The organism is Guyparkeria halophila (assembly GCF_034479635.1).
In the GTDB taxonomy this organism is placed as follows: domain Bacteria; phylum Pseudomonadota; class Gammaproteobacteria; order Halothiobacillales; family Halothiobacillaceae; genus Guyparkeria; species Guyparkeria halophila.
Genome location: NZ_CP140153.1, coordinates 487,826 through 510,133, shown reverse-complemented (window position 1 = coordinate 510,133; position 22,308 = coordinate 487,826). Strand labels below are relative to the sequence as shown.

Here is a 22,308-nt window from a genome sequence, read left to right as displayed (position 1 = left end):
CACCCCGGTCGCTTCGGCGCTATGCTGCTCGCATGATCTCTTCACCTCAGCCCCTGGCCTTGCGCCCGCTCACCGCCACCATCCTGCTGGGCACGATGCTGCTGATCGCCTGGCTGGCGTGGGGCAGCCCGTCATCCGACGACGGTGCCCGGCAGGTGATGTGGCTGGGCGATGAGCGTTTCCAGGTCGAACTGGCGACCACCCCGTCGAGCCGCCAGCGAGGACTGATGCACCGCCCCTCACTGGGGAGCAATCAGGGCATGTTGTTCGTCTACCCCGACGAGGCGCCGCGCTCGTTCTGGATGAAGAACGTCTCGTTTGCGATCGACATCCTCTATCTCGATGCCGACTGGCGCCTGGTTCACCTGCACGAGGCCGTCCCGCCCTGCCGCAGCGATCCCTGTCCCGGCTATCCGAGCCATCAAGCGGCGCATTACGTCCTGGAACTGCCCGCCGGCACGGCAAGCCGCTTGTCACTGGAACCGGGCAGCCGGCTTGACCCACCCGTTGCCGTCGGCGCCACCAAGAAAAAGGCCCCGGACTGAGCCGGGGCCTTTGCCATTGCGACCTAAATCGCGATTTATTGCTGTGCGGGCAGGATCAGGATCTCGACCCGACGGTTTTGCGCGCGACCCTGAGCGGTGTCGTTGGTCGCAATCGGACGACTAAAGCCGTAACCGACCGGCTGCAGACGGCTGGCATCCACGCCGGAGCGTGCCAGGTAGCTCGTCACGCTCTGGGCGCGGTTGAGCGACAGGTCCTGGTTGTAGCTCGCCGAACCGGTCGAGTCGGTGTGGCCCTCGACGCGCACCACGGTGTTCGGGTACTGCTGGATCGACCGGGCCAGCTGATCGAGCGCGCCACGGAATTGCGGCTTGATGTCGGCGCTGTTGGTGGCAAAGGTGATCGACTCGGGTGCTTGCAGGCGGATGGTGTCGCCCTGTCGCTGCACGTCCACGCCGGTGCCCGCCATGTCCTGGCGCAGCTGGCGTTCCTGCTGATCCATCTGGCGACCGACCAGGCCACCGACGGTCGCGCCCACGGCTGCACCGATCAGCGTACCGCCGGTCTTGTTGCCCGAGCCGGCGATCACATTGCCGAGCAGCGCGCCAGCACCGGCGCCGACGGTGGCGCCCGTCGCGGTCTTGCGGTTTTCACCGGTGTAGGGGTTCTGGGCACAGCCAGCCACGATCAGCGCACTGGCGGCAATCGCGATCAACGTCATGGGTTTCATGTTCATCTCTCCTTGGATAACGGCCGGAAACGCGCGGCCATTCGAGCGCTCGCATCCGGCTGAATGTGTGCCACGGGGCCTTGAACGGCCACTTGGCAGGCCTCAGACGCCCGCCTGAGACTCCCGGCAATCCGGTTGGTTCCACCGAACTCGCGGCGAAACGCCCTCGTACCGCAAGCACCCCGGTCTGTCAGGGAATACTAGTGCATTCACGCAAGGCCGACAGGAGTTCTTCCAGATCGTCCCGATCGTGTGCGGCACTGAGGGTGACCCGCAGGCGCGAGCCACCCACCGGGACGGTTGGCGGGCGGATTGCCGGCACCAGGAGCCCCGCCGCGTCGAGCCGCTCGGCCATGACCAGCGCCCGGTCCGCCTCACCCACCGTCAGGGGCTGGATCGGGGTGGATGACGGCATCGGTTCGAGCCCCTCGATGCCGGCCACGCCCGCCCGAAAAGCGCTGACCAGGTCGGCCAGGCGGTCCCGACGAAAGCCCTCGTCGCGCACGATCGCCAGCGCGGCGCGCGAGGCCTCGGCCACGGCCGGTGGCTGCGCCGTGGTGAACAGATAGGTACGTGCCCGTTGCAGCAATACCGCCAGCGGCTCGGCGGCCCCCGCCACGAAGGCCCCGGCCGTACCAAAGGCCTTGCCCAGGGTGCCGACCCGCAGCACCCGCTCGCCGGGAACCAGCCCCGCCGCCTCGAAACTGCCCCGCCCCTGGTCGCCGAGGACACCGAAGGCGTGCGCCTCGTCGACCACCAACCAGGCATCGAATCGTTCCGCCAGCTCGACCAGCTCGGCCAACGGCACGATGTCGCCATCCATGGAAAACACGCCGTCGGTGAGGATCATGCGCTCGCCGCGCGCCCGCTCGAGACGGGCCTCGAGATCGGCCAGGTCGTTGTGGCGATAGCGTGACAGGCGCGCACCGGAGAGTTGCACGGCATCGATCAGCGAGGCGTGATTGAGCCGGTCGGCGATCACGGTGTCGCCGCGCCCCATCAAGGCCCCGACCACACCCAGGTTCGCCATGTAGCCGGTGGAAAAGAGCCGCGCGGCATCCACGTCGAGCCAGCTCGCCAGCTCATCCTCCAACCGCTGATGGGATTCGAAGTGGCCGTTGATCAGGTGCGCCGAGCCGGCGCCCACCCCATAGCGGTCGATGCCCTCGCGCATGGCCATCGCCAGTCGCGGATCGTTGGCCAGCCCGAGATAGTCGTTACTACAGAACGCCAGATACTCGCGCCCGTCGATCCGCATGCGCGCCCCCTGCGGCGAGCCGGCCACCCTCAGCCGCCGGGTCAGCCCGGCCGCCGCGCGCTCGTCGAGCCACTGTGTCCAATCATGCTTTGTGATAGCGTCACCTTCACCGTAATCCATGCGCCGGCCGTCGGCCGGACGCACCCCGAGGCTCGCCCGCATGCGTCTGCCGGTCAACATCTTCCTGTGGACCTTTACCGCCACCCTGGTGCCGCTCGTGCTCCTGGTATGGGGCGTGACCAGCTACAGCGAACAGCGGTTTCAGAAGGAAGTCAGCCGGGAGATCGACGAGAACATCGATTCGCTAATCGGCGAGATGAGCAACCGGATGCGCTACGAGCGCGAAGTGGTCGAAGGCATCGGGCAATCGCAGGAAATCCAGACGATGCTCAATGCCCTGATGGCCTCGTCCATGGGCATTCGTCACCCCGAGCTCACCTCGATGCGCATCAATGCCAACCGCTTTCTGGCCGGCCTGCAACGCACGGTGCCGGGGCTGGGGAGTATCCGCATTCTCGATGCGGCCGGCAACACGGTAATCAAGGTCACCCTGGGACGGGTCGCCTCGCCCTCGTTCGACAGCCTGGGACAGGTCAACTACGTCGAGGAGGAATTCGACAACAACCGCTTCCTCCGGCGGCTGGAGGACCTGCCCACCGACCAGATCAGTTTCATGACCCTGCCGCTGGCCTTCGGCGATGCGCTGCCCGACCGTGAACCGAGCACCCTGTATGCCGTGCGCCCGCTGCGCAACGTCGACGACCGGACCGCCGGTTACGTGGTGGTCAACACCTTCGGCGAGCAACTCGACGAGATACTCTCGTTCTCGCCCCGCCCCCGGGACGGCAAGGTGATGATCATCGAACACAACACGGCCATCCCCGCGCGCGACGGCCTGCTGCTGTTTGACGATCAGCGCAACATCAGCTTCATCAGCCCGTTCGAAAACGGCGGCACGGCCGACTATACCGACGTCCAGAAGATCGACGACGGGGCATTCTGGGATGCCGCCGTGGCGCAATCAAACGGCTCCTACCTGAGCAAGGACGGCGATACCCGCTACTACTACCAGGAGTACCACCCTTACCCGCACAGCCTTGCCTCGTGGTTCGTGGCATTCAAGCTGCCGGCCGACATCACCACCGCCCCGTTTCGCGACATCCGGCTGAGCCTGTTCGGCTTCGGCCTGCTGGCCCTCGTGATGAGCCTGCTGTTCGCGGGGCTTGGGGCACGATTCTTCTCCCGGCCGATCATCCGGCTTTCCGAAAGTCTCAAGCGATTCGCCGACGGTGACCGTGACGACCCCATCCCGGTCGACTCGCGCACCACCGAGGTCCACGAGCTGCAGGCCTCGTTCCGCTACCTGACCGAGCAACTCGCCAGCGAGGCCCGGCAACGCGACCGCGCCGAGAAGAAGGCCCTGCAACAGGCCAAGCTCGCCTCGATCGGTGAGATGGCCGCCGGCATCGGCCACGAGATCAACAACCCGCTCAACAACATCCTCACGCTCACCCGGCTGGTCGAGCGCCAGCTCCCGGCCGACCAGCCCGGGATCCGCGAGGACATGAGCGATCTGCGCGCCGAGGCGCATCGCGCCAGTCGCATCGTGCGCGGCGTGATGAACTTCGCCCGCCAGCTCCCCCCCGAGCACGAGACCATCGCGCTGGCCGAGTGGCTGGAAGAGGTGATCGATCGCATGGAGCCCGAGGCCATGGAGGCGGACGTGCACCTGGCCCTGCTCAGCGCCACCGCGCGCTGCGAGGCGGAATTCGACCCGGGCCAGATGGAGCAGGTGATTGCCAACCTGGTGCGCAACGCCATCCACGCCAGCCCCACCGGCGGGCATATACTGATCCAGGCCGAATGCCTCGACGAAACCGTCCGGATCGAGATCCGCGACGAGGGCGGCGGCCTGCCGACCGAGGTGATCGAGCAGATCTTCGACCCGTTCTTCACCACCAAAGCGGTCGATCGCGGCACGGGCCTGGGGCTGTCGATCAGCCTGGGGATCGTGCAGTACCACGGCGGCGAACTGACACTGGAAAATCGGCGTGACCTGGGCGAACCCGACGCCACCGGCGTGCTCGCCCGGGTGGTGCTGCCGCGCCACAAGGCGCGACCGCGCGTCATCCGCCCACCGGAAACATCCAAACAATCGACACCGACGCCATGACGACTGCCAGGCCAAACGACAACCCACCGGTCATCGCCTTCGTCGACGACGACGAACGCGCCTCGGACCTGTTCACGCGCTACGCGCACACTGAAGGGTTGACGGTGCACGGCTTTCAGTCGGTCGAGGCCGCCCAGACATGGCTGACCGACAACGCGGTCGACCTGGTCATCTCGGATCTCAAGATGCCGGGCATGAACGGCCTGGAATTCCTGGAATGGCTGCGCGGCGAATGGCCGGAACTGCCGGTGATCCTGATCACCGGCTATTCCACCATCGACAACGCCATCCAGGCGCTGCGGCTCGGCGCCAGCGATTTCGTCAAGAAGCCCTACGACCCCGAGGAGCTGATCGACCTGGTGCGCCGGCTGCTCGACGAGGGGCCGACCCAGCCACCCGCCGCGGCCGAGCCGGGCGAACGGGCGATGCTGGGCCAGTCGAAGGCGATCGAGGCGGTGTATCACATCCTCGACAAGATCCGCGACGTGCGCATCAACGTGATGATCGAGGGCGAATCCGGTTCGGGCAAGGAACTGGCCGCACGCGCCACCCACGAACGCTCCGACTTTGCCGGCACGCCGTACATCGTGATCGACTGCGGCGCGCTGACCGACACGCTGCTGGAGAACGAGCTGTTCGGCCATGAGAAGGGCGCCTTCACCGGCGCCAACACCGCGAAGCCCGGCCTGCTGGAGGTCGCCAGTGGCGGCACGGTCTTTCTCGACGAGATCGGCAACATCTCGGACGCGATGCAGGTCAAACTGCTGCGAGTGGTGCAGGAACAGGAAATCACCCGCGTCGGCGGGGTGCAGACCATTCCCATCGACGTGCGTTTCATCGTCGCGAGCAATCGCAACCTCGCCGAGATGGTGCGCGAGGGCACGTTCCGACACGACCTCTATCACCGCTTGAACGTGGTGCGCCTGCTGATGCCGCCACTGCGCGAACGACGCGAGGACATCCCGGCCCTCGCCCAGCACTTCATCGACGAGTTCGCTGGCCGATTTCGCCGGCCGGCCCAACGCCTGACCGAACGTGCCGAGCGGGCGATCCTCGACTACCCCTGGCCCGGCAACGTGCGCGAACTCAAGAATGCCATCGAGCGGGCCGTGGCCCTGTCCGACAGCGAGGAGATCGACCTGGAACTGGTGGGTGAGGACACCGCGCCGGTGGCAACCGGTAACGAGACGAGCGCCATCGACGCCGATCTCCCGACCCTCGAGGAGCTCGAGCGTCGCTACATCGAAAAGACGCTCAAGCACACCGAGGGCAACCGCGAGAAGACCGCCAACATCCTCGGCATCAACAAGTCGACCCTCTGGCGCAAGCTGCAGAACTACGGCAAGAAGTGATCGCCACGCGCCCTTGCACTGAACGCGGCCGGACTCATTGCAATGCCGGACGCATCAATATTGCAGATTGCAACTTGCAACGGGCGCCCCAAACCCCACATTCCCCTGCTACGACAATGAGTTACAAATCTGGCACGGGCCATGCTTCACTGAAGGCGTGGACACCCACACATTAACGAGGAGTTAAGATATGCAAACCAAGCGTCGCGTATTTCTGAAGGGCAGCCTCGCTGCCAGTGCTGCTGGTCTGGCTGTTGGTGCCGGCCTGCTGTCCCCGCGTGCGGTTCTGGCGGCCGACTGGCCGTCTGCCGCTTTCGATTCCGAGAGCATGGACAACGGCCTGAACGAGCTGTTCGGTTCTTCTGACGCTGCCGAGTCCGGCGACGTCTCCGTCAAGGCCCCGGACATCGCCGAGAACGGCGCGGTTGTCCCGGTCACCGTCGAGTCTTCCATCGCCGACTCCGACAAGGTCGCCATCTTCGTATCGAAGAACCCGACCCCGCTGGTCGCTTCCTTCGACCTGTCCGGCGCCAACCCGTTCGTCTCCACCCGTATCCGCATGGGCGAGACCGACGACGTCACCGGCGTAGTTCACGCGGGCGGCAAGCTGTACAAGGCGTCCAAGGAAGTCAAGGTAACCATCGGTGGCTGCGGCGGCTAATCAGCCTCTGAACCCGAAGTCATTGATTAAAGACAGATAACCCAAGAGGTATAGATTATGTCTACTATCCGCATGCGCATCTCTCCGGCCGGCGACGTTCTGGACGTGAAGGCCCTGATCCGTCACCCGATGGAATCCGGCAACCGCGAAGACAAGTCCACCGGCGAGAAGATCCCGGCGAACTACATCCAGAAGCTGATGGTCTCCGTCAACGGTGAGAACGTCATGGACGGCAACCTGTCGGAAGCCGTTTCCAAGAACCCCTACCTGAACATCAAGGTACCGGGCAAGAAAGGTGACGAGGTCAAGATCTCCTGGACCTCCAACACCGGCGAGTCCGACGAGGCTACCCAGGCTGCCTAAGGCAGACTGAGCTACCCGAAGGACAAGGCCCGCCACTCGGCGGGCCTTTTTTTGTGCCTGACGTTTTCTCTGGGCGGGACGCGGCCCACCGCGGCGGGCAGATCAAGCGGGCGGCGGCACTTCCAGCCAAAAGGTCACCGGCCCATCATTGACCAGCTCCACCTGCATGTCGGCGCCGAAGCGCCCGGTCGCCACCGCCCCGGGGTAACGGCGGCTGAGCGATTCGACGAAGACATCAAACAGCCCTTCCGCCACGCCGGGATCGGCCGCCGGGGTGAAACTGGGCCGATTGCCGCGGCGCGTGTCCGCCGCCAGCGTGAATTGCGGCACGGCCAGCACCCCACCCTCGGCCTGCCGCAGGGATCGATTCATCCGGCCGGCCTCGTCGGGAAATACGCGGTAACTGAGCACCCGCTCGGCCAGGCGCTCGGCCTCGGCCGGCCCATCCCCCTGCTCGACCCCCACCAGACAGACCAGCCCCATCCCGATTTCGCCAACCACCTCGTCATCCACCCGCACGGCACCCCGCCGCGCGCGCTGGATCAGGCCGATCATGAACGCGCCTCGTCGGCGAATCGGTCGGTGGCACGCACCAGCGCATCGACGATCCCCGCCTCGCTCGCCGCATGACCGGCATCATCGATCACCTCGAACGTGGCATTCGGCCAACGCTCGTGCAGCGCAAAGGCCTGGTCGATGGGACAGACCATGTCGTAACGTCCATGGACGATGTGCCCCGGGATGTCGGCCAGGCGATCCATGCCATCGAGTAGCGGTGTCTCGAGGAACGAATCGTTCGTGAAATAGTGGTTTTCGATCCGGGCGATCGACAGGGCGTGATGGGCATCGGCGAAGTAGTCCACCACCTCGGGCTCAGGCCGCAACGTGGCACAGCGCCCCTCCCACACCGACCAGGCCCGCGCGGCCTGGTACTGGGCGATCTGGTCGTCGCCATTGAGCAGACGGTGATAGGCGGCGACCAGGTCAGCACGCTCGGCGGCGGGAATCGGCTCGAGGTAATCGCGCCAGTAATCGGGGAACACGTGCGAGGCGCCATCCTGGTAGAACCAGCGGATGTCCTGCCGACGACAGAGAAACACGCCCCGCAGGATCAGGCCGGTCACCCGCTCAGGGTGGGCCTGGGCATAGGCCAGGGCCAGGGTCGAGCCCCAGGAGCCACCGAAGACCAGCCAGCGGTCGATGCCCAAGGTCTCACGGAGCAATTCCAGATCCGCGATCAGGTCGGCGGTCGTATTCGCTTCCAGCCCGGCATGCGGCGTCGAACGCCCCGCACCACGCTGGTCCGGCAGGACGATGCGGTAACGATCCGGATCGAAGAACCGTCGATGCATCGGGGTGCAGCCCGCCCCGGGCCCACCGTGCAGGAACAGCACCGGCAGACCGGTCAGCCGACCACACTCCTCGACATGCAGGACATGCCCATCGCCGACCGGCAGGCTGTGATTGACCAGGGGTTCGATCGGGGGATAGAGCGCACGCATGCTGGCGGACCTCGATTGGCTGCGATGGACGAACAGGCCGGATGGCCGGATTCAGTCTAGGGAAACTTGGTATGGATCGACAACGCCTCGTTACCGCGCAGCCGGCGGCCGACACGCTCCGTACCGGTGCAACGGTTGATGCCCGATCGACGACTGGCCGCCATGGCGGGGGGCCGGCGCCATGGTGTGGATATTGCTAACTCGACGTCAATGCCTCACCGGAGACCCTCATGTCACAACGCGAGCAAATGCAACGCCTGATCGAACTCAAGCGCGCCCTGGAAAAGGACATGGGGATCACCGTCGACATGTCTCGCTACGGCGTCGAGCAGCGCCTGCTGCGCCTTGCCCGGGCGAGCGAGGATCCGGCGGTCCAGGCCCTCGCCGCATCGCTCGACCAGCCCGCGACTGCCGCCGAACCTCAAGAGCCCGCTCAACCCGGCCCGCGCATCCGCGGCTACTACCGCGGCCGCCCCCTCTACGACGAATAGCCCGCGCGATACGGCGAGGCCGCGGCCGGATCACGACTGGTAAGATGGCCGTCCATCATCAACGACTCCATCGAGCCGTCCCATGCCCGTCACCCTGAAGAACGATCCCGTCGATATCGCCGATACGCCCAAAGGGCGCTGGGCCACACCCGGCCGCGGGCTGCAGAAACAGGTCGCCCGCGCCGTGATGCACTATCAGATGCTGCATCACGGCGACCGAGTCTTGCTGGGGCTGTCCGGCGGCAAGGACTCGCTCTCGCTGCTGCACATCCTGCGGCATATCCAGCGACGCGCCCCGATCGATTTCGAGATCGCCGCGGTCACCGTCGACCCGATGGTGCCCGGTTTCGACCCCGGCCCGCTCAGTGGTTACCTCGAAACCCTCGGCGTGCGCCACTACCGGGTGCAGGAAGACATCGTCGCGCTGGCCGACGACCACATGAGCGGGGACTCCTACTGCTCGTTCTGCTCGCGGCTCAAGCGTGGGCTGATCTATCGTCTCGCCCGCGAGGAAGGCTTCAACGTGCTGGCACTGGCCCAACACCTCGACGATCTCGCCGAGAGCTTCATGATGAGTGCGTTCCACGGTGGCAAGCTCAACACCATGAAGGCGCATTACCTCAACGATGCCGGCGACGTGCGCATCATCCGCCCGCTGGTCGACGTGCGCGAATCGGCCCTGGTCGACTTCGCCCGCCGCTTCGAGCTGCCGGTGATCAACGACAACTGCCCCGCCTGCTTTGCCATGCCGACCCAGCGCGAACACTTCAAGCAGCTGCTCGCGACCGAAGAGCAGGGCAATGGCCAGCTGTTCCACTCACTCAGGTCGGCGATCGCACCGCTGGTCGCCGACGGCGCCGACCGGGCGATCGCGCACGCCCAAGCCCAACACCAGGCCCAGGCCCATGCCATGGCGCACGCCGCCCCGCTCACGGCACAACAATCATGAGCCGACGCCGGGACAGCGCCTGGTACCGATTGCGCGGGAGACTGCGCGTCGGACTGGCGGGCCTGCTGCTCCGCCTGCTCGGCGGGCTGTCACTCGCCGGGGCGCAGCGGCTGGGTCGAGTGATCGGACGGCTGTTCTGGGTGACCAACGGCAAGACGCGACGCACCGTCGAAGACAACCTCGCGCGCTGCCTGCCGGAACTTGACCCCGACGAACGTGCCCGCCTAGCTCGACGCAGCCTGATCGAGACCGGCATGGGCCTGATCGAGACCGGCACCACCTGGCGCTGGCCCCGCGAGCGAATCGAGCCCATCGTGACCGGCATGCCCGGATTCGAGCAGATCGAGCGGGCGCTGGAAAAAGGGCGAGGCGCGATCCTACTCGCTCCTCACATGGGGAACTGGGAACTGGGCGGGCTGATGACCGGCATCCGCACGCCCACGACCGTCATGTACCGCCCGCCACGCGAGCCGGCCATGGAAGCCCTGCTGGTGGAACTGCGTTCGGGCTTCGGCGCCGACATGGCCCCGGCCAACCTCGGCGGGGTGCGAAAGGCCTTGCGCGCGCTCAAGCGCGGCGAGCTGGTCGCCATCCTGCCCGATCAGGCACCACGACACGGCGAGGGCGTCATGGCGCCGTTCTTCGGTCAGCCGGCATTGACCATGACCCTGATCCGTACGTTGGCTCGACGCACCGGCGCGGCCGCCTTCACCGGCTGGGCCGAACGGCTGCCCGAGGCCCGCGGGTTTGCGATTCACTACGCAGCCGTCGCCGAGCCCATCGCTCATGAGGACCCGGCCGAGGCGGCCGCGGCCCTCAACCGCGAGGTCGAGCGGGTCGTGCGGGAGAACCCCGCCCAGTACCAGTGGACCTACCCGCGCTTTCGGCGCCAGGCCAGCGGCCGGATCCGGCGCGAGCAGCGTCAGGAAGACTGACGGCAGGCGTCCGCCGGTCAATCCCGGTAGCGATCATCCTCGCCCGGCGGCGTGGTCTTGAAGTACTTGAGCGACCACATCAACTGGGCCGGATCATCGACCACCAGCGCCTCGATCACGCGGTTGATCGCGGTGGCCGCCTCGCGGTCGTTACCGGCCGGCAACTCGACCGGCTCGAGAAAGCGCAACCGGTACCGCCCGGTGACCTGATCGAGCTGACCGATCACCGGATAGACCGGCCGCCGACTGGCCCGCGCCAGCTTGCCCGCCAGCGGCAGGGTCGCCTTCTCCACACCGAAGAAGGGCGCGAAGACACTGTGCTCGGCGCCCAGATCCTCGTCGGCGATATAGAAGAAACTCCGCCCCGAGCGCAGGGCGCGCAGATGCGGCCCCATGCCACGTTCGCGCGGCAGGGCCTCGGTGCCATGCCGGGTGCGCATCCCACTGAACCACCAGTCGATCACCGGGTTGTCGGCAAAGGGCTTGTAGATGGTCGAGCCCTCGACCGTCTCGGCCAGCATGGCCGCGGCCCACTCCAGGCCGACACTGTGCACGGTCAGGATCAGGCCGGGCTCGACGCGCAACCGGTCGAGAACCGCCTGCCCCTCGATCTCGGTCTGACGGGTCAGCTCACCACGGCGCGCGCGGCGAATGCGGCCGAGATCGAGCAACGCGAGCATGTGCCGTTCCAGGTACTCGCGCAGCCACTGCTCACGGGTCGCGGCCGTCTTATGCGGGAAACACAGGCGGAGGTTGGTGGCGATGATGCCGACCCGGCGCGGATTGACGCGCCGGTAGAGCCCGGCAAGCAGCCGTGCCACCGCACGGCGCAGCGGATGCCCGCCGACGGCCAGCAGTCGCAGCAGGCCAATCCCCAGCCAGGTCGGCCAGTAACGCGGGGCGAGCAGCCCGCGCCGAAAGGCCGGCGGACCGACAGCGGCACTCCGGCGAGTCATCGCCGCCAGAACATCGGCAGCAGAATGGCCAGCACGGTGAAGATCTCCAGGCGGCCAAGGATCATCGCCATCATGCCCAGCCACAACACCGTGTCGGATTCGCCGGCAAAGTTGCTGGCCACCGAACCGATGCCGGGGCCGAGGTTGGCCAGGGTGGCGAGCACTGCCCCCAGCGCCGATTCGATATCCATGCCCGTGAACAGCATGGCGAAGAAGAAGAACAGGAAGGTAAACATCCAGGCGGCGAAGAAGGCCCAGACGGCGCTGATCACGCCCGGGTCGAGCGGTCGGCCACTCAGGCGGATGACGAACACCGCGTGCGGATGGATCAGGCGACGCACCTCGTGGAAACCCTGGCGGGCCAGCAGCATCACCCGCACCGACTTCATCCCGCCGGTGGTCGAGCCGGCGCAGCCCCCGATGACGGTGGTCATCACCAGCAACAGCATCAAAAACGGCCCGTAGGCGGTGTGATCGGTGGCGGTGTATCCCGTCGTCGTGGCAAACGAAACCAGGTTGAACAGGTTCAGGCGCACCGTCTCCAGCCAGCTGCCGTCGGGCAGGTTGACGAGAAAGAACACCACCACCATCGCAGCGATCGCAGCCATCCAGCCGAAATAGAAGCGCACCTCGGCGCTCCGCCAATAGGCGCGCAACGAGCCGTGGCGCAGCGCGATGAAGTGCAGCGCCATGGGCATCGCCCCGAGAATCATGAAGATCATCGCCGCGACCTGCATGCTCGGGCTCTGGAAATAGCCGAAACTCGCGTCGTGGGTGGAGAACCCGCCGGTGGCGACCGTCGAAAAGGCGTGGCTGACGGCATCGAACCAGGTCATCCCGCCGATCTTGTAGACCAGGGCACAGAACACGGTGATGCCGGTGTAGACCAGCCAGAGGACCTTGGCGGTCTCCGAGATGCGCCCCGAGAGGCGCGAATCCTTGATCGGGCCGGTCATCTCGCCCTTGTAAAGCTGCATGCCGCCCACGCCCAGCAGCGGCAGGAAGGCGACCACCAACACGATGATCCCCAGGCCGCCGAGCCACTGGAGTTGCTGGCGATAGAACAACAGCGAGCGCGGCAACTCGTCGAGCCCCGTGATCACCGTCGCCCCGGTGGTGGTGATGCCCGAGACCGATTCGAACACCGCCTGGGTGAAGCTCAGGCCCAGTTCCGGCTGCAGGTAGATCGGCGTCGAGCCGATCAGGCCCAGCACGACCCAGAACGACACCACGATCAGCAGCCCGTCGCGCAGCTTCAGCTCACGGCGGTAGTTGCGGGTCAGGCTCCAGAGGATGCCGCCGAGCGTGACGCTGATCACGAAGCTCAGGGTAAAGGGCGTCAGGTTGGCGTCCCCCATCACCCAGCCGACCAACCACGGCGGGATGAAGGTCAGGCCGAAGACCATCAGGAGGATCCCGAGAATACGGATGACGATCAGGAATTGCATTGGTTCTCGCTGCCGACGTCAGGGACGATCTGCACGAATGCCATGCCGCTCTGGCGTGGCGAGCCGTTCGTGATCAAGGCGCGTGTCGCCGGCGTGTCGGCGACCTCGCCAACACATTGCAACGCGGGGGACGGGCGGCTCGCCGAGCCCCGCAGGGCGCGCCTTGAACCGCGCATCTGCGGCGTTGCCGTCCTTGGAAAGGGAGTCACCCTTCCACGGCGGACGGTCGCCTTGCATCTACCCGCTTCAAGGCACGCAGAGCGGTATGACATTCGTGAAGATCTTCCCTAGAAAAAGCCGAAGCCGACCGAGAACAACTGCTCGATCTCGCCGATACGGCGCTTGTCGGTCAGAAACAGCACCACATGATCATCGGCACGAATCACCGTGTCGTGGTGGGCAATCTGGACTTCGTCATCGCGCAGGATCGCGCCGATGGTGGTGCCGCGCGGCAGATTCAAGGCATCGATGCGCCGACCGACCACTCGCGAGGTACTTTCATCGCCGCGGGCGATGATCTCGATCGCCTCGGCCGCGCCGCGGCGCAGGGAATACACGCTGACCACGTCGCCACGGCGCAGGTGGGTCAGCACCTCGCCGATGGTGATCTGGTGCGGCGACAGGGCGATGTCGATCGAGCCCATCTCGATCAGGTCGACGTACTCGGTCCGGTTGACGATGCACATCGCGCGCCGGGCGCCCAGGCGCTTGGCCAGCATGGCGGCGAGGATGTTGTCCTCGTCGTCGTTGGTCAGGGCGAGGAAGACGTCCATGTCCTCGATGTTCTCTTCCTCGAGCAGTTCCGTGTCCGAGGCATTGCCCGAGAGCACGATACTGCGATCGAGCTCGGCCGACAGCTCGCGCGCCCGGCGCAGATTGTGGCTGATCAGCTTGACCTGGTAATCGCCCTCGAGCTTGCCCGCCAACGCCCCGCCGATATTGCCGCCGCCGGCGATCATGATGCGCTTGTAGGGCTTGTCGAGCGGGCGCATCACGCTCATCACGCGGCGGATGTCGCTCTTCCTGGCCAGGAAAAACACCTCGTCGCCGGCCAGCAGGCGGGTGTCGCCCTCGGGCGGGACCGACGTGTCGTGGCGGTAGATCGCCGCTACCCGCGCCTCGATGCCCGGCAACAGTTCGCGCAGGCGATGGATGGGCTCGCCCACCATCGGACCGCCGCGGTCGACCTCCATGCCGATCAGCAGCAGCCGACCGTCGCCGAACTCGCGCACCTGCAGGGCGTCGGGATACTGGATCAGCCGGGCAATGTAGTCCTTGATCAGCCGCTCGGGACTGATGATGAAGTCGACCGGGATCGCCGCGTTGTCGAACAGCGCCGGGTGATCCTGGTAGTCGGTCACCCGTATCCGCGCGATCTTGGTCGGCGTGTGGAACAGTGTCCAGGCGATCTGGCAGGCGAGCATGTTGGTCTCATCCGACTGCGTCACCGCGATCAGGATGTCGGCATCGGCCGCCCCCGCCTCCTGGAGCACGCTGGGCTGCGAGCCCAGGCCGGTCACCGTGCGAATGTCCAGACGTTCCTGCAGCCAGTTGAGCGCCTCGGCGTCGGTATCGACGACCGTGACCGAGTTGTCGGTCTCGGTCGCCAGCGCGGTGGCGACCGAACTGCCGACCTGGCCGGCCCCCAGCACGATTACCTTCATGCGTTGGTCCCCGTGGAGCGTTCGCCGCCGGTCTGGATGCCCAGCGACTTGAGCTTGCGATAGAGATTGGTGCGCTCCATGCCCGTTCGCCGCGACAGCTCGGTCATCGAGCCTTCGACGTTCTTCAGCTGGGCGAGCAGATAGCGCCGCTCGAACTCGTCACGCGCCTCGCGCAGGGGCAGATCGAGGTTGAGCGATACCAGGGCCGAGCTCTTGTCCGCCCCGGCCTCGTCCATGGGCGCCAGCCCCAGTGCCCGCTGGACCTCCTGCTCGTCGATCACCTCGCCACTGCCCAGGATCAGCAGGCGCTGGACCAGGTTCTTGAGCTCGCGGACATTGCCTGACCAATGGTGGTAGCGCAGCAGGTTGCGCGCGCCGATGGTCAGCTCGCGTCGCGGCAATCCCTCCACCTTGTGGGCCGTCTCCAGGTAGTGGGACAGCAGCACCGGAATGTCCTCGGGGTGCTCGCGCAGCGACTCGATGTGCACCGGCACCACCGAAAGGTGGTAGTAGAGATCTTCGCGGAAGTTGCCGGCGCGCACCTCGGCCTCGAGGTCCTTGCGGGTCGCGGCGATCACGCGCACGTCCACGCGCACCGGCTCGTTGCCCCCGACGCGGAAGAACGACTGGCTCTCGAGCGCCGAGATCAGCTGCATCTGGGTCTGTTCGTCCATGTCCGCCGCCTCGGCGATGAACAGCGTGCCGCCGTTGGCCTGTTCGAGCAGCCCGTAACGGATGCGGCCGTCGTCCTCGGCACCGAACAGCTCGACCGCAGCGTTCTGGCGCCCGGAAACCGCGCTGCCGCCGGTGTCGACAAAGGGGAAGTGACGACGGGCCGAATGCCGATGGATGAATCGAGCCAGCGCCTGCTTGCCGGTGCCCGGCTCGCCGGAAATCAGCACCCAGGCGTCGTGGTCGGCGATCTTCTTCGCCTGGTCGCGCAACTCCTGCATGTACTCGGAGTCGCCGATCAGGTCGAGCGGGTCGATCTCACCGCGCTTGAGTGCCGCGTTTTCCTGCGCCAGGCGCCGGTTGTCGAGCGCGTGCTCGATCAGCAGCAGCAACTTGTCAAGCGAGATGGGTTTCTCGATGAAGTCGAAGGCGCCCAGACGGGTGGCCTCGACGGCCGTCTCGACCGTGCCGTGGCCCGACATCATGACCACCGGCCAGACCAGTTGGTCGCGTTCGTGCCATTCGCGCAGCAGCGCGATGCCGTCCGTGCCCGGCATCCAGATATCCAGCAGGATCAGGTCGGGCCGTCGGACCGCGATCGAGCCGCGTGCCTCGACGGCATCGGCCGCGCTGCTGACGGTAAACCCTTCGTCCTCGAGCACGTCGACCAGCAGATTGCGGATCTCGCTCTCGTCATCGACGACCAGGATGTGTCCGATACTCATTCGTCAGGAAATTCCCGTTTCTCCGTGGGGGCCACCTTGGCGACCCTTATCGACGTGGTCGCCCTCGTGGCGGCCCTTTTCGATGGGGGCGTCTTCCCGGCGGCGATTGCCGCGCGCCTCGCAGCGCCCCGATTCCAAGGGTAGGCGAATCGTAACGCGTGCACCGTGATTGGCAAGCCGCCGGCCCGCCTCGGTGTCGTCGTTCTCCGGCTGCTCGAACGCGTTCCAGGCATGCACGGCCCCGGCATGCTCCTCGACGATCTTCTTGACGATCGCCAGCCCCAGGCCCGAGCCCTTGGGCCGGGTGGTAGCGTAGGGCTCGAACAGGCGATCGAGCATCTCTGCCGGGAAACCGGGGCCGTTGTCGGCCACCGTCAGCTCGGCCAGGCAATGCCCCTGTTCACCGATCACCCGCAGGTCGAGCAACACGATCGGCTCGCCCGCCACCGCGCCGCGTTCATTCAGCGCCTGGCTGGCGTTGCGAATCAGGTTGTGCAGCAATTGGCGCAGCCGGTTGCCATCGCCCTCGACCCAGACCGGCTCGTCGACCTCCGGCAGGTAACGGACCTTGACGGCCGTGTTGCCGCGGTAGAGCTCGACGGTCTGGCCGGCCAGGGCCTGCAAGTCGAGCCGCTCGAAGCTCACCTGCGGGCTGCGCGCGTAATCGGCGAACTCGTTGACCATGTGCTTCATGGCGTCGACCTGAGCGATGATCGTGGCGGTGGCCCGGTCAAGGATCGGGGCATGCCCTTCGTCGAGCTGCGGCAGGATACGCCGGCGCAGCCGCTCGGCCGACAGGCCGATGGGGGTGAGCGGGTTCTTGATCTCGTGCGCCAGGCGACGCGCCACTTCCGACCAGGCCGCATCCCGCTGCGCCTGGATCAGCGCGGTGACGTCCTCGAGCACCATCACGTAGCCGCCGGCGTCCACATCGCCGTCCGGGGGCAAGGCCGCGAGCCTGGCGAGCAGCACCTTGCGGCCACTGCCGTTCATGATGCGCACCTGGGCCTCGACCGTCTCGCCCGGCGGCGGCCCGGCCGCGCCCAGCCTATCGAGGAACGCCTCGCACAGTGGCAACAGGCTGGCGTGCTCGCGACAGACCGCCTGCAGCGAGCCCTCGAACAGCTCGTCCGACGCCACCCCCAGGATCTGCTGCGCCGCCGAGTTGCCGCTGATGATGCGCCCGTCGAAGGACAGTGTCAGCACGCCCGAGGACAGGTGCTGGATCACGGTGTCCAGGTAGTCGCGCTCCTTGTCGGCCAGCTCCTGGAGCTCACGCATCACCTCGTGGGCGCGCCGTACCCGGGCCGTCATGGTATTGAACGACTGGACCAGCTGACCCAGGTCGTCACGCCGGTCGACCGGCAGGCGCAGGCTGTAGTCGCCCTCGGCCACCGCGTGGGTGCCGGCGGCCAGTTCGCGGATCGGACTGAGAAGTTTGCGCGCGGCCAGGAAGGCCAGCCAGACCGCCGTCAGCAGGGACAACAACAGCGCCAGGGTCAGGGCCAGGGTGAAGGTCTGCTTGAGCGAGCTGTGCAGGTAGACCAGCTCGCGGTAGTTGTTGAAGGCATCCTGAACGCTCTTGGAAAGCTCGTTGGCCTCATCGGGCACGTCGAACAGCGCCTGCAGGACGCGCTTGCCGCCCTCGCTGGTGAGCCCGGCCTCCATCGGCACCACCACGCGGATCTGCAGGTTGCCGTCGCCACCGGGATCCAGCCCGATGAAATCCCGCCCGGAGCGGGCATGTGCCAGTGCGGTCTCGTCGGCACGCGCCGGCACGATACTGGTGGCATCCTCGGAGGAGGAGGCGACGATCAGGTTGCGCTGACCGAGGATGGTCATTTCCTCGGCCCCGGTCGTGCGCCGCATCTGCGAGAGCTCCAGCGCGATCAGCTCCGAGCCGCCGTCCTGCAACTCGCTGGCGGCACGGCGAGTCTGCTCCAGTGCCTGGCGCATGCGGCCATCGAAGGACATCTGCGACAGGGAGAGGGCATCGGTCATCGCCTGCTCGACCTGCACGTCGAACCAGGAATCGATGCCGCGCTGCACGAAGGTGAGCGAGAAGTAGAAGACGATCGCCACCGGCACCACCGACAACGCGACGAAGGTCACGACCAGGCGCGCAGTCAAGCGGGAGCCGGGCGTGCCACGGCGATAATCGCGGATCAGCCGGACGATATGCCAGAGCACCACGATGGCGAGGAACAGCAGCCCCACCGCGCTGACGCCCAGGAGGGTCAGGAACAGCCCCTCGGGCTGCTCGACGGCACGCAGCGAGTCGGAAACGAGATACAGCAGCACCAGCAACAGCACGATGACCATCGCGCTGATCGGCGGGATGGCGCGCCTCACCCAGCGTTGCATGCGGCGGCCCAGACGCGTCATCGCCTCACCTCAGACAGCCCCCACAGGAACCAGTCGCTGTCCAGGTCCCAGGCGTCCTCGAACAGGGCCGGGACACGCAGTGGCAGTGGCAGCTTGTTCACGTCCAGCGTCACGCGCAGCTTGCCCAGCAGACGCGGCTTGTCGGCCAGCGCCGCCCATGGTCCCAGCCGCCACGCCCGCACGCGCGAGAGCGACTCGACCGCGCCGGCCAGCTCGGAGAAGGTGTGCGTCTCGCGGGCATGGAAATCGGTAACCATCCAGGTACGGGACAGCGCGTGATACTCCAGACGCAGTCGGCGCCGATCGGTCAGCAGGCGCCGATCCCAGAGCCATTCGCGCGGCTCGGCGATCTCTGCCTCGACGATCAGGTTCACGGCAATCGAGTTGCGCAGCGCCTCGATTACCTCGTGGCCCAAGGACAGTTCGAGGTTGGCATCGAGGAACACCGACTCCTCGCGCACCTCGGCGTGCACGTCGATCACCCGGGCATCCGCGTGCAGCCCGGTCGAGCCGCCGAGCCCGACCACGAGCATCAGGAGCAACCAACCGGGACGTGACACGCGCGCCGGGATCATCCGTTGGCCACCGGCTTTTCCAATACCGCGTAATAAAACCCGTCGTGGCCATCGACCTGCGGGAACAGCTGCCGACCGACCACCTGCGGCTCGCCCCAGTCGACATCCAGCGGCACCGCCACCGCATCCGGGTGATCGCGCAGGAACGACTCGACCTGCTTGTCATTCTCGCGCTTGAGGATAGAGCAGGTCGCGTAGACCAGGCGCCCGCCCGGGCGCAGCAGCGCCCACAGCCGCTCGAGGATCTCGCGCTGTCGACGCACCAGGGCGTCGAGATCCTCGGGGCGACGCAGCCGCTTGATGTCCGGGTGGCGCCGGATCACGCCGGTGGCCGAACAGGGCACGTCGGCGAGAATGCGGTCGAAGCTCGCCGGCGGCTCGATCGACTGCGACGTCAGATCGGCGCAGACCAGCTCGGCGTAGCGCCCGGAGCGTTCGAGATTGTCCTGCACCCGCGCCAGCCGGGTGACGTCGATATCCACCGCGGTCATCTGCACGGCCGGCTGGGCATCGAGCATAGCCAACGTCTTGCCACCCGGGGCGCAGCAGGCATCCAGCACGCGCAAGCCCGGTGACAGGTCCATCAGGTCGACCACCAACTGGGCCGCCTCGTCCTGCACGGACACCTCGCCCTGATGAAAGCCCGGCAGTCGCTCGACATCCAGCGGCGTGGCCAGGGCCACCCCATGCGGCGCGTGGCGCGTGGCGCTGGCCTCGATCGATTGCTCGGCCAGACGTTCGAGATAGGCCGACACGCTCTGTTCGGCGGCATTCACCCGCAGCGTCATGGGCGGGTGGGTGGCCAGCTGCTCGCCCAGTGCGATGGTGCGTTCCTCGCCCCAGTCGTTCGCCAGCATGCCGAACAGCCAGTCCGGGAGACGGGCCCGTACCGCCGGCGGCGCGTTGTCGAATGGCGTCTCACCGGCCTCGATCTGACGTACCGCGCGCCGCAGTACCGCGTTGACCAGTCCGGTGGCCCAGTTGTGATTGAGTTCGCGGGCGGCATGCACGGCGGCATTGACCACGCGCGAGGGCTCGCGCTTGGAGCCGGTCAGGCGCTCGAGGCCGACCAGCAGCAGCATGCCCACCTCGGCGGCGCGGGGATTGAGCGGCCGGTCGAGCAGCTGGTCGCGCCACCAGGCCAACGGTTCGTAGTGGCGCAACACCTCGTAGCTCATCGCCTGGACCACGCTGCGGTGCGCGGTCTGGGCGCGCGCGGTCAGCTCGGGCAGCACGCTATCGAGGGAACGGCCGTGATCGACCACCTGCAGCAACCCTTCGGCGACCAGGGCCTCGGGCGAGCGCGGCGGCCCGCCGTGATCGGCACCAGCGGGGCGGCGACGCGGACGCCCCCGCTGGCCGTCGGGGCGGCGCCTGGACTGGCGATCGGCCTGTGGGTTATCCGCCAAGCCGCACCCCCAGCAGATCTCGACCGCGGGCGAAGTCGGCGGCTGCCACCGGCCGGCCGCCGGCGCGCTGCACGCGGGTCAACTCCAGACCACCGCTGCCCGTCTGCACCACGAGGCCGTCGGCGGTCAGCTCGATCACCTCGCCGGCGGCCGCCCCCTCGCGGCCCTCGACCACTCGGGCGCCCCAGAGGCGCAATGGCTCGCCGGCCAGCGTGGTCTGGGCGACGGGCCAGGGATTGAAGGCGCGCACGCGCCGCTCGATCAGGTCCGCCGGCTCGCGCCAGTCGACCTTTGCCTCGGGCTTGGCGAGCTTGGCGGCATAGCAGGCCTGCGTATCGTCCTGAGGCTCGGGCGCCCCCTCGCCACGGATGATGGCCGGCAGCGCCTCGATCAGCGCCTGGGCACCGAGTGGCGCGAGCCGATCGTGCAGGGTGGCGGCGGTATCGTCGGGATGGATCGGCTCGATCCGCTTGAACCACATCGGGCCGGTATCCAGCCCGGCCTCCATCTGCATGATGGTGATGCCGGTCTCGGTGTCGCCCGCCTCGATGGCGCGGTTGATCGGCGCGGCCCCGCGCCAGCGCGGCAGCAATGACGCATGGATGTTGATCGCGCCCAGACGCGGCATCTCGAGCACGGCGGGCGGCAGGATCAATCCGTAGGCGGCGACGACCAGCAGGTCGGGGCGATGCTCGGCCAGCCGTGCCTGGGCCGAGTCGTCCTTCAGGTTGAGCGGCTGCTCCACCGGCAAGCCCAGCTCGAGGGCGGCCTGCTTGACCGGCGGGGCGGTAAGTTTCTTGCCCCGCCCGGCCGGGCGGTCGGGCTGGGTGTAGGCGGCGACCAGTTCGACCTTCTCGCCGCCGATCTCGTTGAGGCGCGCCAGCGCCTCGAGTGCCGGCACGGCAAAATCGGGCGTGCCGCAGTAGACCACGCGCAGGCTCATACACGCTCCCGGCGCGCGGCCTTTTCCATCTTCTTGCGGATGCGTTGCTGCTTGAGCGGCGAGAGGTAGTCGATGAACAACCGGCCGTCCAGGTGGTCGAGTTCGTGCTGGAAGCAGATGGCCAGCAGCCCGTCGAGATCCTGCTCGATGGCCTTGCCCTTCTCGTCGCGGGCACGCACGCGAATGCGTTCGGCGCGCGGGATGGTCTCGTTGATCCCCGGGATCGACAGGCAGCCCTCTTCGGATTCGACCTCCCCGGCGCGCGCCACGATCTCGGGATTGACGAACGCCATGGCCCCGCTGCGATCCTCACTCACGTCGGCGACGAACAGCCGCCGGTGCTCGTCAATCTGGGTGGCAGCCAGGCCGATGCCGCTCTCCTGGTACATGGTCTCGAACATGTCGGCGACCAGTTCGGCCAGCGCGGGCTCGAAGGAATCGACCGGGCGGGCAATCTCGCGCAGGCGATCGTCGGGATAAATGAGGATGTCTCGCAGACTCATACGTCGGTCACTGGTATGGGTTATTCGCCGTGGCGGCGTCACTGGCACGGCACTTCGGTCGCCCACTGGCCGACTGGACGGCAGGGGCGAAATCTTTTACAACAAGCCGT

At 66.9% G+C, this 22,308-nt stretch carries 21 protein-coding genes; 8 read left to right on the top strand and 13 right to left on the bottom strand.

From position 1 onward, the window contains the following. Positions 1 to 32: 32 nt before the first annotated feature. Positions 33 to 545, top strand: a complete 513-nt coding sequence (locus SR882_RS02350; RefSeq protein WP_322521753.1) for a DUF192 domain-containing protein — start codon at positions 33 to 35, stop codon at positions 543 to 545. A 35-nt stretch (positions 546 to 580) separates the two neighbouring features. On the opposite strand, the gene SR882_RS02345 is transcribed toward SR882_RS02350, so the two are convergent. Both SR882_RS02345 and bioF read right to left on the bottom strand, forming a co-directional pair. Beyond that, positions 581 to 1,234, bottom strand: coding sequence for an OmpA family protein (locus SR882_RS02345; RefSeq protein ID WP_322521752.1), 654 nt, complete (start codon positions 1,232 to 1,234; stop codon positions 581 to 583). A 190-nt stretch (positions 1,235 to 1,424) separates the two neighbouring features. Next, entirely contained in the window at positions 1,425 to 2,672 is a 1,248-nt protein-coding gene (bioF, locus tag SR882_RS02340; RefSeq protein ID WP_322521751.1) for an 8-amino-7-oxononanoate synthase, read from the bottom strand. On the opposite strand from bioF, the gene SR882_RS02335 reads away from it, so the two are divergent. The 4 genes from SR882_RS02335 (at position 2,653) to soxZ (ending at position 7,041) form a co-directional block, all read left to right on the top strand. Beyond that, positions 2,653 to 4,665, top strand: coding sequence for a sensor histidine kinase (locus SR882_RS02335; protein WP_322521750.1), 2,013 nt, complete (start codon positions 2,653 to 2,655; stop codon positions 4,663 to 4,665). The genes bioF and SR882_RS02335 overlap by 20 nt on opposite strands. Next, a complete protein-coding gene (locus SR882_RS02330) occupies positions 4,662 to 6,017 on the top strand; it encodes a sigma-54-dependent transcriptional regulator (protein ID WP_322521749.1) in 1,356 nt (451 codons plus the stop codon). Before SR882_RS02335 ends, SR882_RS02330 begins: the two co-directional genes overlap by 4 nt. Positions 6,018 to 6,207: 190 nt before the next feature. Beyond that, entirely contained in the window at positions 6,208 to 6,678 is a 471-nt protein-coding gene (gene soxY, locus SR882_RS02325; RefSeq protein WP_322521748.1) for a thiosulfate oxidation carrier protein SoxY, read from the top strand. Positions 6,679 to 6,735: 57 nt separating this feature from the next. Next, complete coding sequence (gene soxZ, locus SR882_RS02320; protein ID WP_322521747.1) at positions 6,736 to 7,041, top strand: thiosulfate oxidation carrier complex protein SoxZ; 306 nt, start codon at positions 6,736 to 6,738, stop codon at positions 7,039 to 7,041. Positions 7,042 to 7,143: 102 nt separating this feature from the next. Here soxZ and dtd read toward each other — a convergent pair whose 3' ends face one another. Next, positions 7,144 to 7,596: a D-aminoacyl-tRNA deacylase gene (gene dtd / locus SR882_RS02315; protein WP_322521746.1), complete on the bottom strand. Its 453-nt coding sequence runs from the start codon at positions 7,594 to 7,596 to the stop codon at positions 7,144 to 7,146. Then, positions 7,593 to 8,543 (bottom strand): prolyl aminopeptidase, encoded by a 951-nt coding sequence (gene pip, locus SR882_RS02310; protein WP_322521745.1) that lies wholly within the window; start codon positions 8,541 to 8,543, stop codon positions 7,593 to 7,595. The genes dtd and pip overlap by 4 nt, the downstream gene beginning before the upstream one ends. Positions 8,544 to 8,773: 230 nt before the next feature. Between pip and SR882_RS02305 the strand changes: the two genes are divergently transcribed. The 3 genes from SR882_RS02305 to SR882_RS02295 all read left to right on the top strand — a co-directional run bounded on the left by SR882_RS02305 (position 8,774) and on the right by SR882_RS02295 (position 10,918). After that, positions 8,774 to 9,034: a hypothetical protein gene (locus SR882_RS02305; protein ID WP_322521744.1), complete on the top strand. Its 261-nt coding sequence runs from the start codon at positions 8,774 to 8,776 to the stop codon at positions 9,032 to 9,034. Positions 9,035 to 9,221: 187 nt separating this feature from the next. Beyond that, positions 9,222 to 9,983, top strand: a complete 762-nt coding sequence (locus SR882_RS02300; RefSeq protein ID WP_322522375.1) for a tRNA 2-thiocytidine biosynthesis TtcA family protein — start codon at positions 9,222 to 9,224, stop codon at positions 9,981 to 9,983. Next, the gene (locus tag SR882_RS02295) at positions 9,980 to 10,918 is read left to right on the top strand and encodes a lysophospholipid acyltransferase family protein (protein WP_322521743.1); all 939 of its coding nucleotides are present in this window, start codon (positions 9,980 to 9,982) and stop codon (positions 10,916 to 10,918) included. The genes SR882_RS02300 and SR882_RS02295 overlap by 4 nt, the downstream gene beginning before the upstream one ends. Before the next feature lie 17 nt (positions 10,919 to 10,935). Here SR882_RS02295 and SR882_RS02290 read toward each other — a convergent pair whose 3' ends face one another. The 9 genes from SR882_RS02290 to def form a co-directional block, all read right to left on the bottom strand. Next, on the bottom strand, positions 10,936 to 11,874 hold the full coding sequence (locus SR882_RS02290) for an LpxL/LpxP family acyltransferase (RefSeq protein ID WP_322521742.1): 939 nt from the start codon (positions 11,872 to 11,874) through the stop codon (positions 10,936 to 10,938). Further along, complete coding sequence (locus SR882_RS02285; RefSeq protein WP_322521741.1) at positions 11,871 to 13,322, bottom strand: potassium transporter TrkG; 1,452 nt, start codon at positions 13,320 to 13,322, stop codon at positions 11,871 to 11,873. The genes SR882_RS02290 and SR882_RS02285 overlap by 4 nt, the downstream gene beginning before the upstream one ends. Positions 13,323 to 13,609: 287 nt before the next feature. Next, complete coding sequence (trkA, locus tag SR882_RS02280; RefSeq protein ID WP_322521740.1) at positions 13,610 to 14,986, bottom strand: Trk system potassium transporter TrkA; 1,377 nt, start codon at positions 14,984 to 14,986, stop codon at positions 13,610 to 13,612. Further along, positions 14,983 to 16,383, bottom strand: a complete 1,401-nt coding sequence (locus SR882_RS02275) for a sigma-54-dependent transcriptional regulator (protein WP_322521739.1) — start codon at positions 16,381 to 16,383, stop codon at positions 14,983 to 14,985. The genes trkA and SR882_RS02275 overlap by 4 nt, the downstream gene beginning before the upstream one ends. 3 nt (positions 16,384 to 16,386) lie before the next feature. After that, complete coding sequence (locus tag SR882_RS02270) at positions 16,387 to 18,768, bottom strand: sensor histidine kinase (protein WP_322521738.1); 2,382 nt, start codon at positions 18,766 to 18,768, stop codon at positions 16,387 to 16,389. Continuing rightward, on the bottom strand, positions 18,765 to 19,328 hold the full coding sequence (locus SR882_RS02265; protein WP_322521737.1) for a DUF4390 domain-containing protein: 564 nt from the start codon (positions 19,326 to 19,328) through the stop codon (positions 18,765 to 18,767). Before SR882_RS02265 ends, SR882_RS02270 begins: the two co-directional genes overlap by 4 nt. An 11-nt stretch (positions 19,329 to 19,339) precedes the next feature. Then, complete coding sequence (gene rsmB, locus SR882_RS02260; protein WP_322521736.1) at positions 19,340 to 20,752, bottom strand: 16S rRNA (cytosine(967)-C(5))-methyltransferase RsmB; 1,413 nt, start codon at positions 20,750 to 20,752, stop codon at positions 19,340 to 19,342. Next, on the bottom strand, positions 20,742 to 21,695 hold the full coding sequence (fmt, locus tag SR882_RS02255; RefSeq protein WP_322521735.1) for a methionyl-tRNA formyltransferase: 954 nt from the start codon (positions 21,693 to 21,695) through the stop codon (positions 20,742 to 20,744). Before fmt ends, rsmB begins: the two co-directional genes overlap by 11 nt. After that, a complete protein-coding gene (gene def, locus SR882_RS02250; protein ID WP_322521734.1) occupies positions 21,692 to 22,198 on the bottom strand; it encodes a peptide deformylase in 507 nt (168 codons plus the stop codon). Before def ends, fmt begins: the two co-directional genes overlap by 4 nt. Between the last annotated feature and the right edge of the window lie 110 nt (positions 22,199 to 22,308).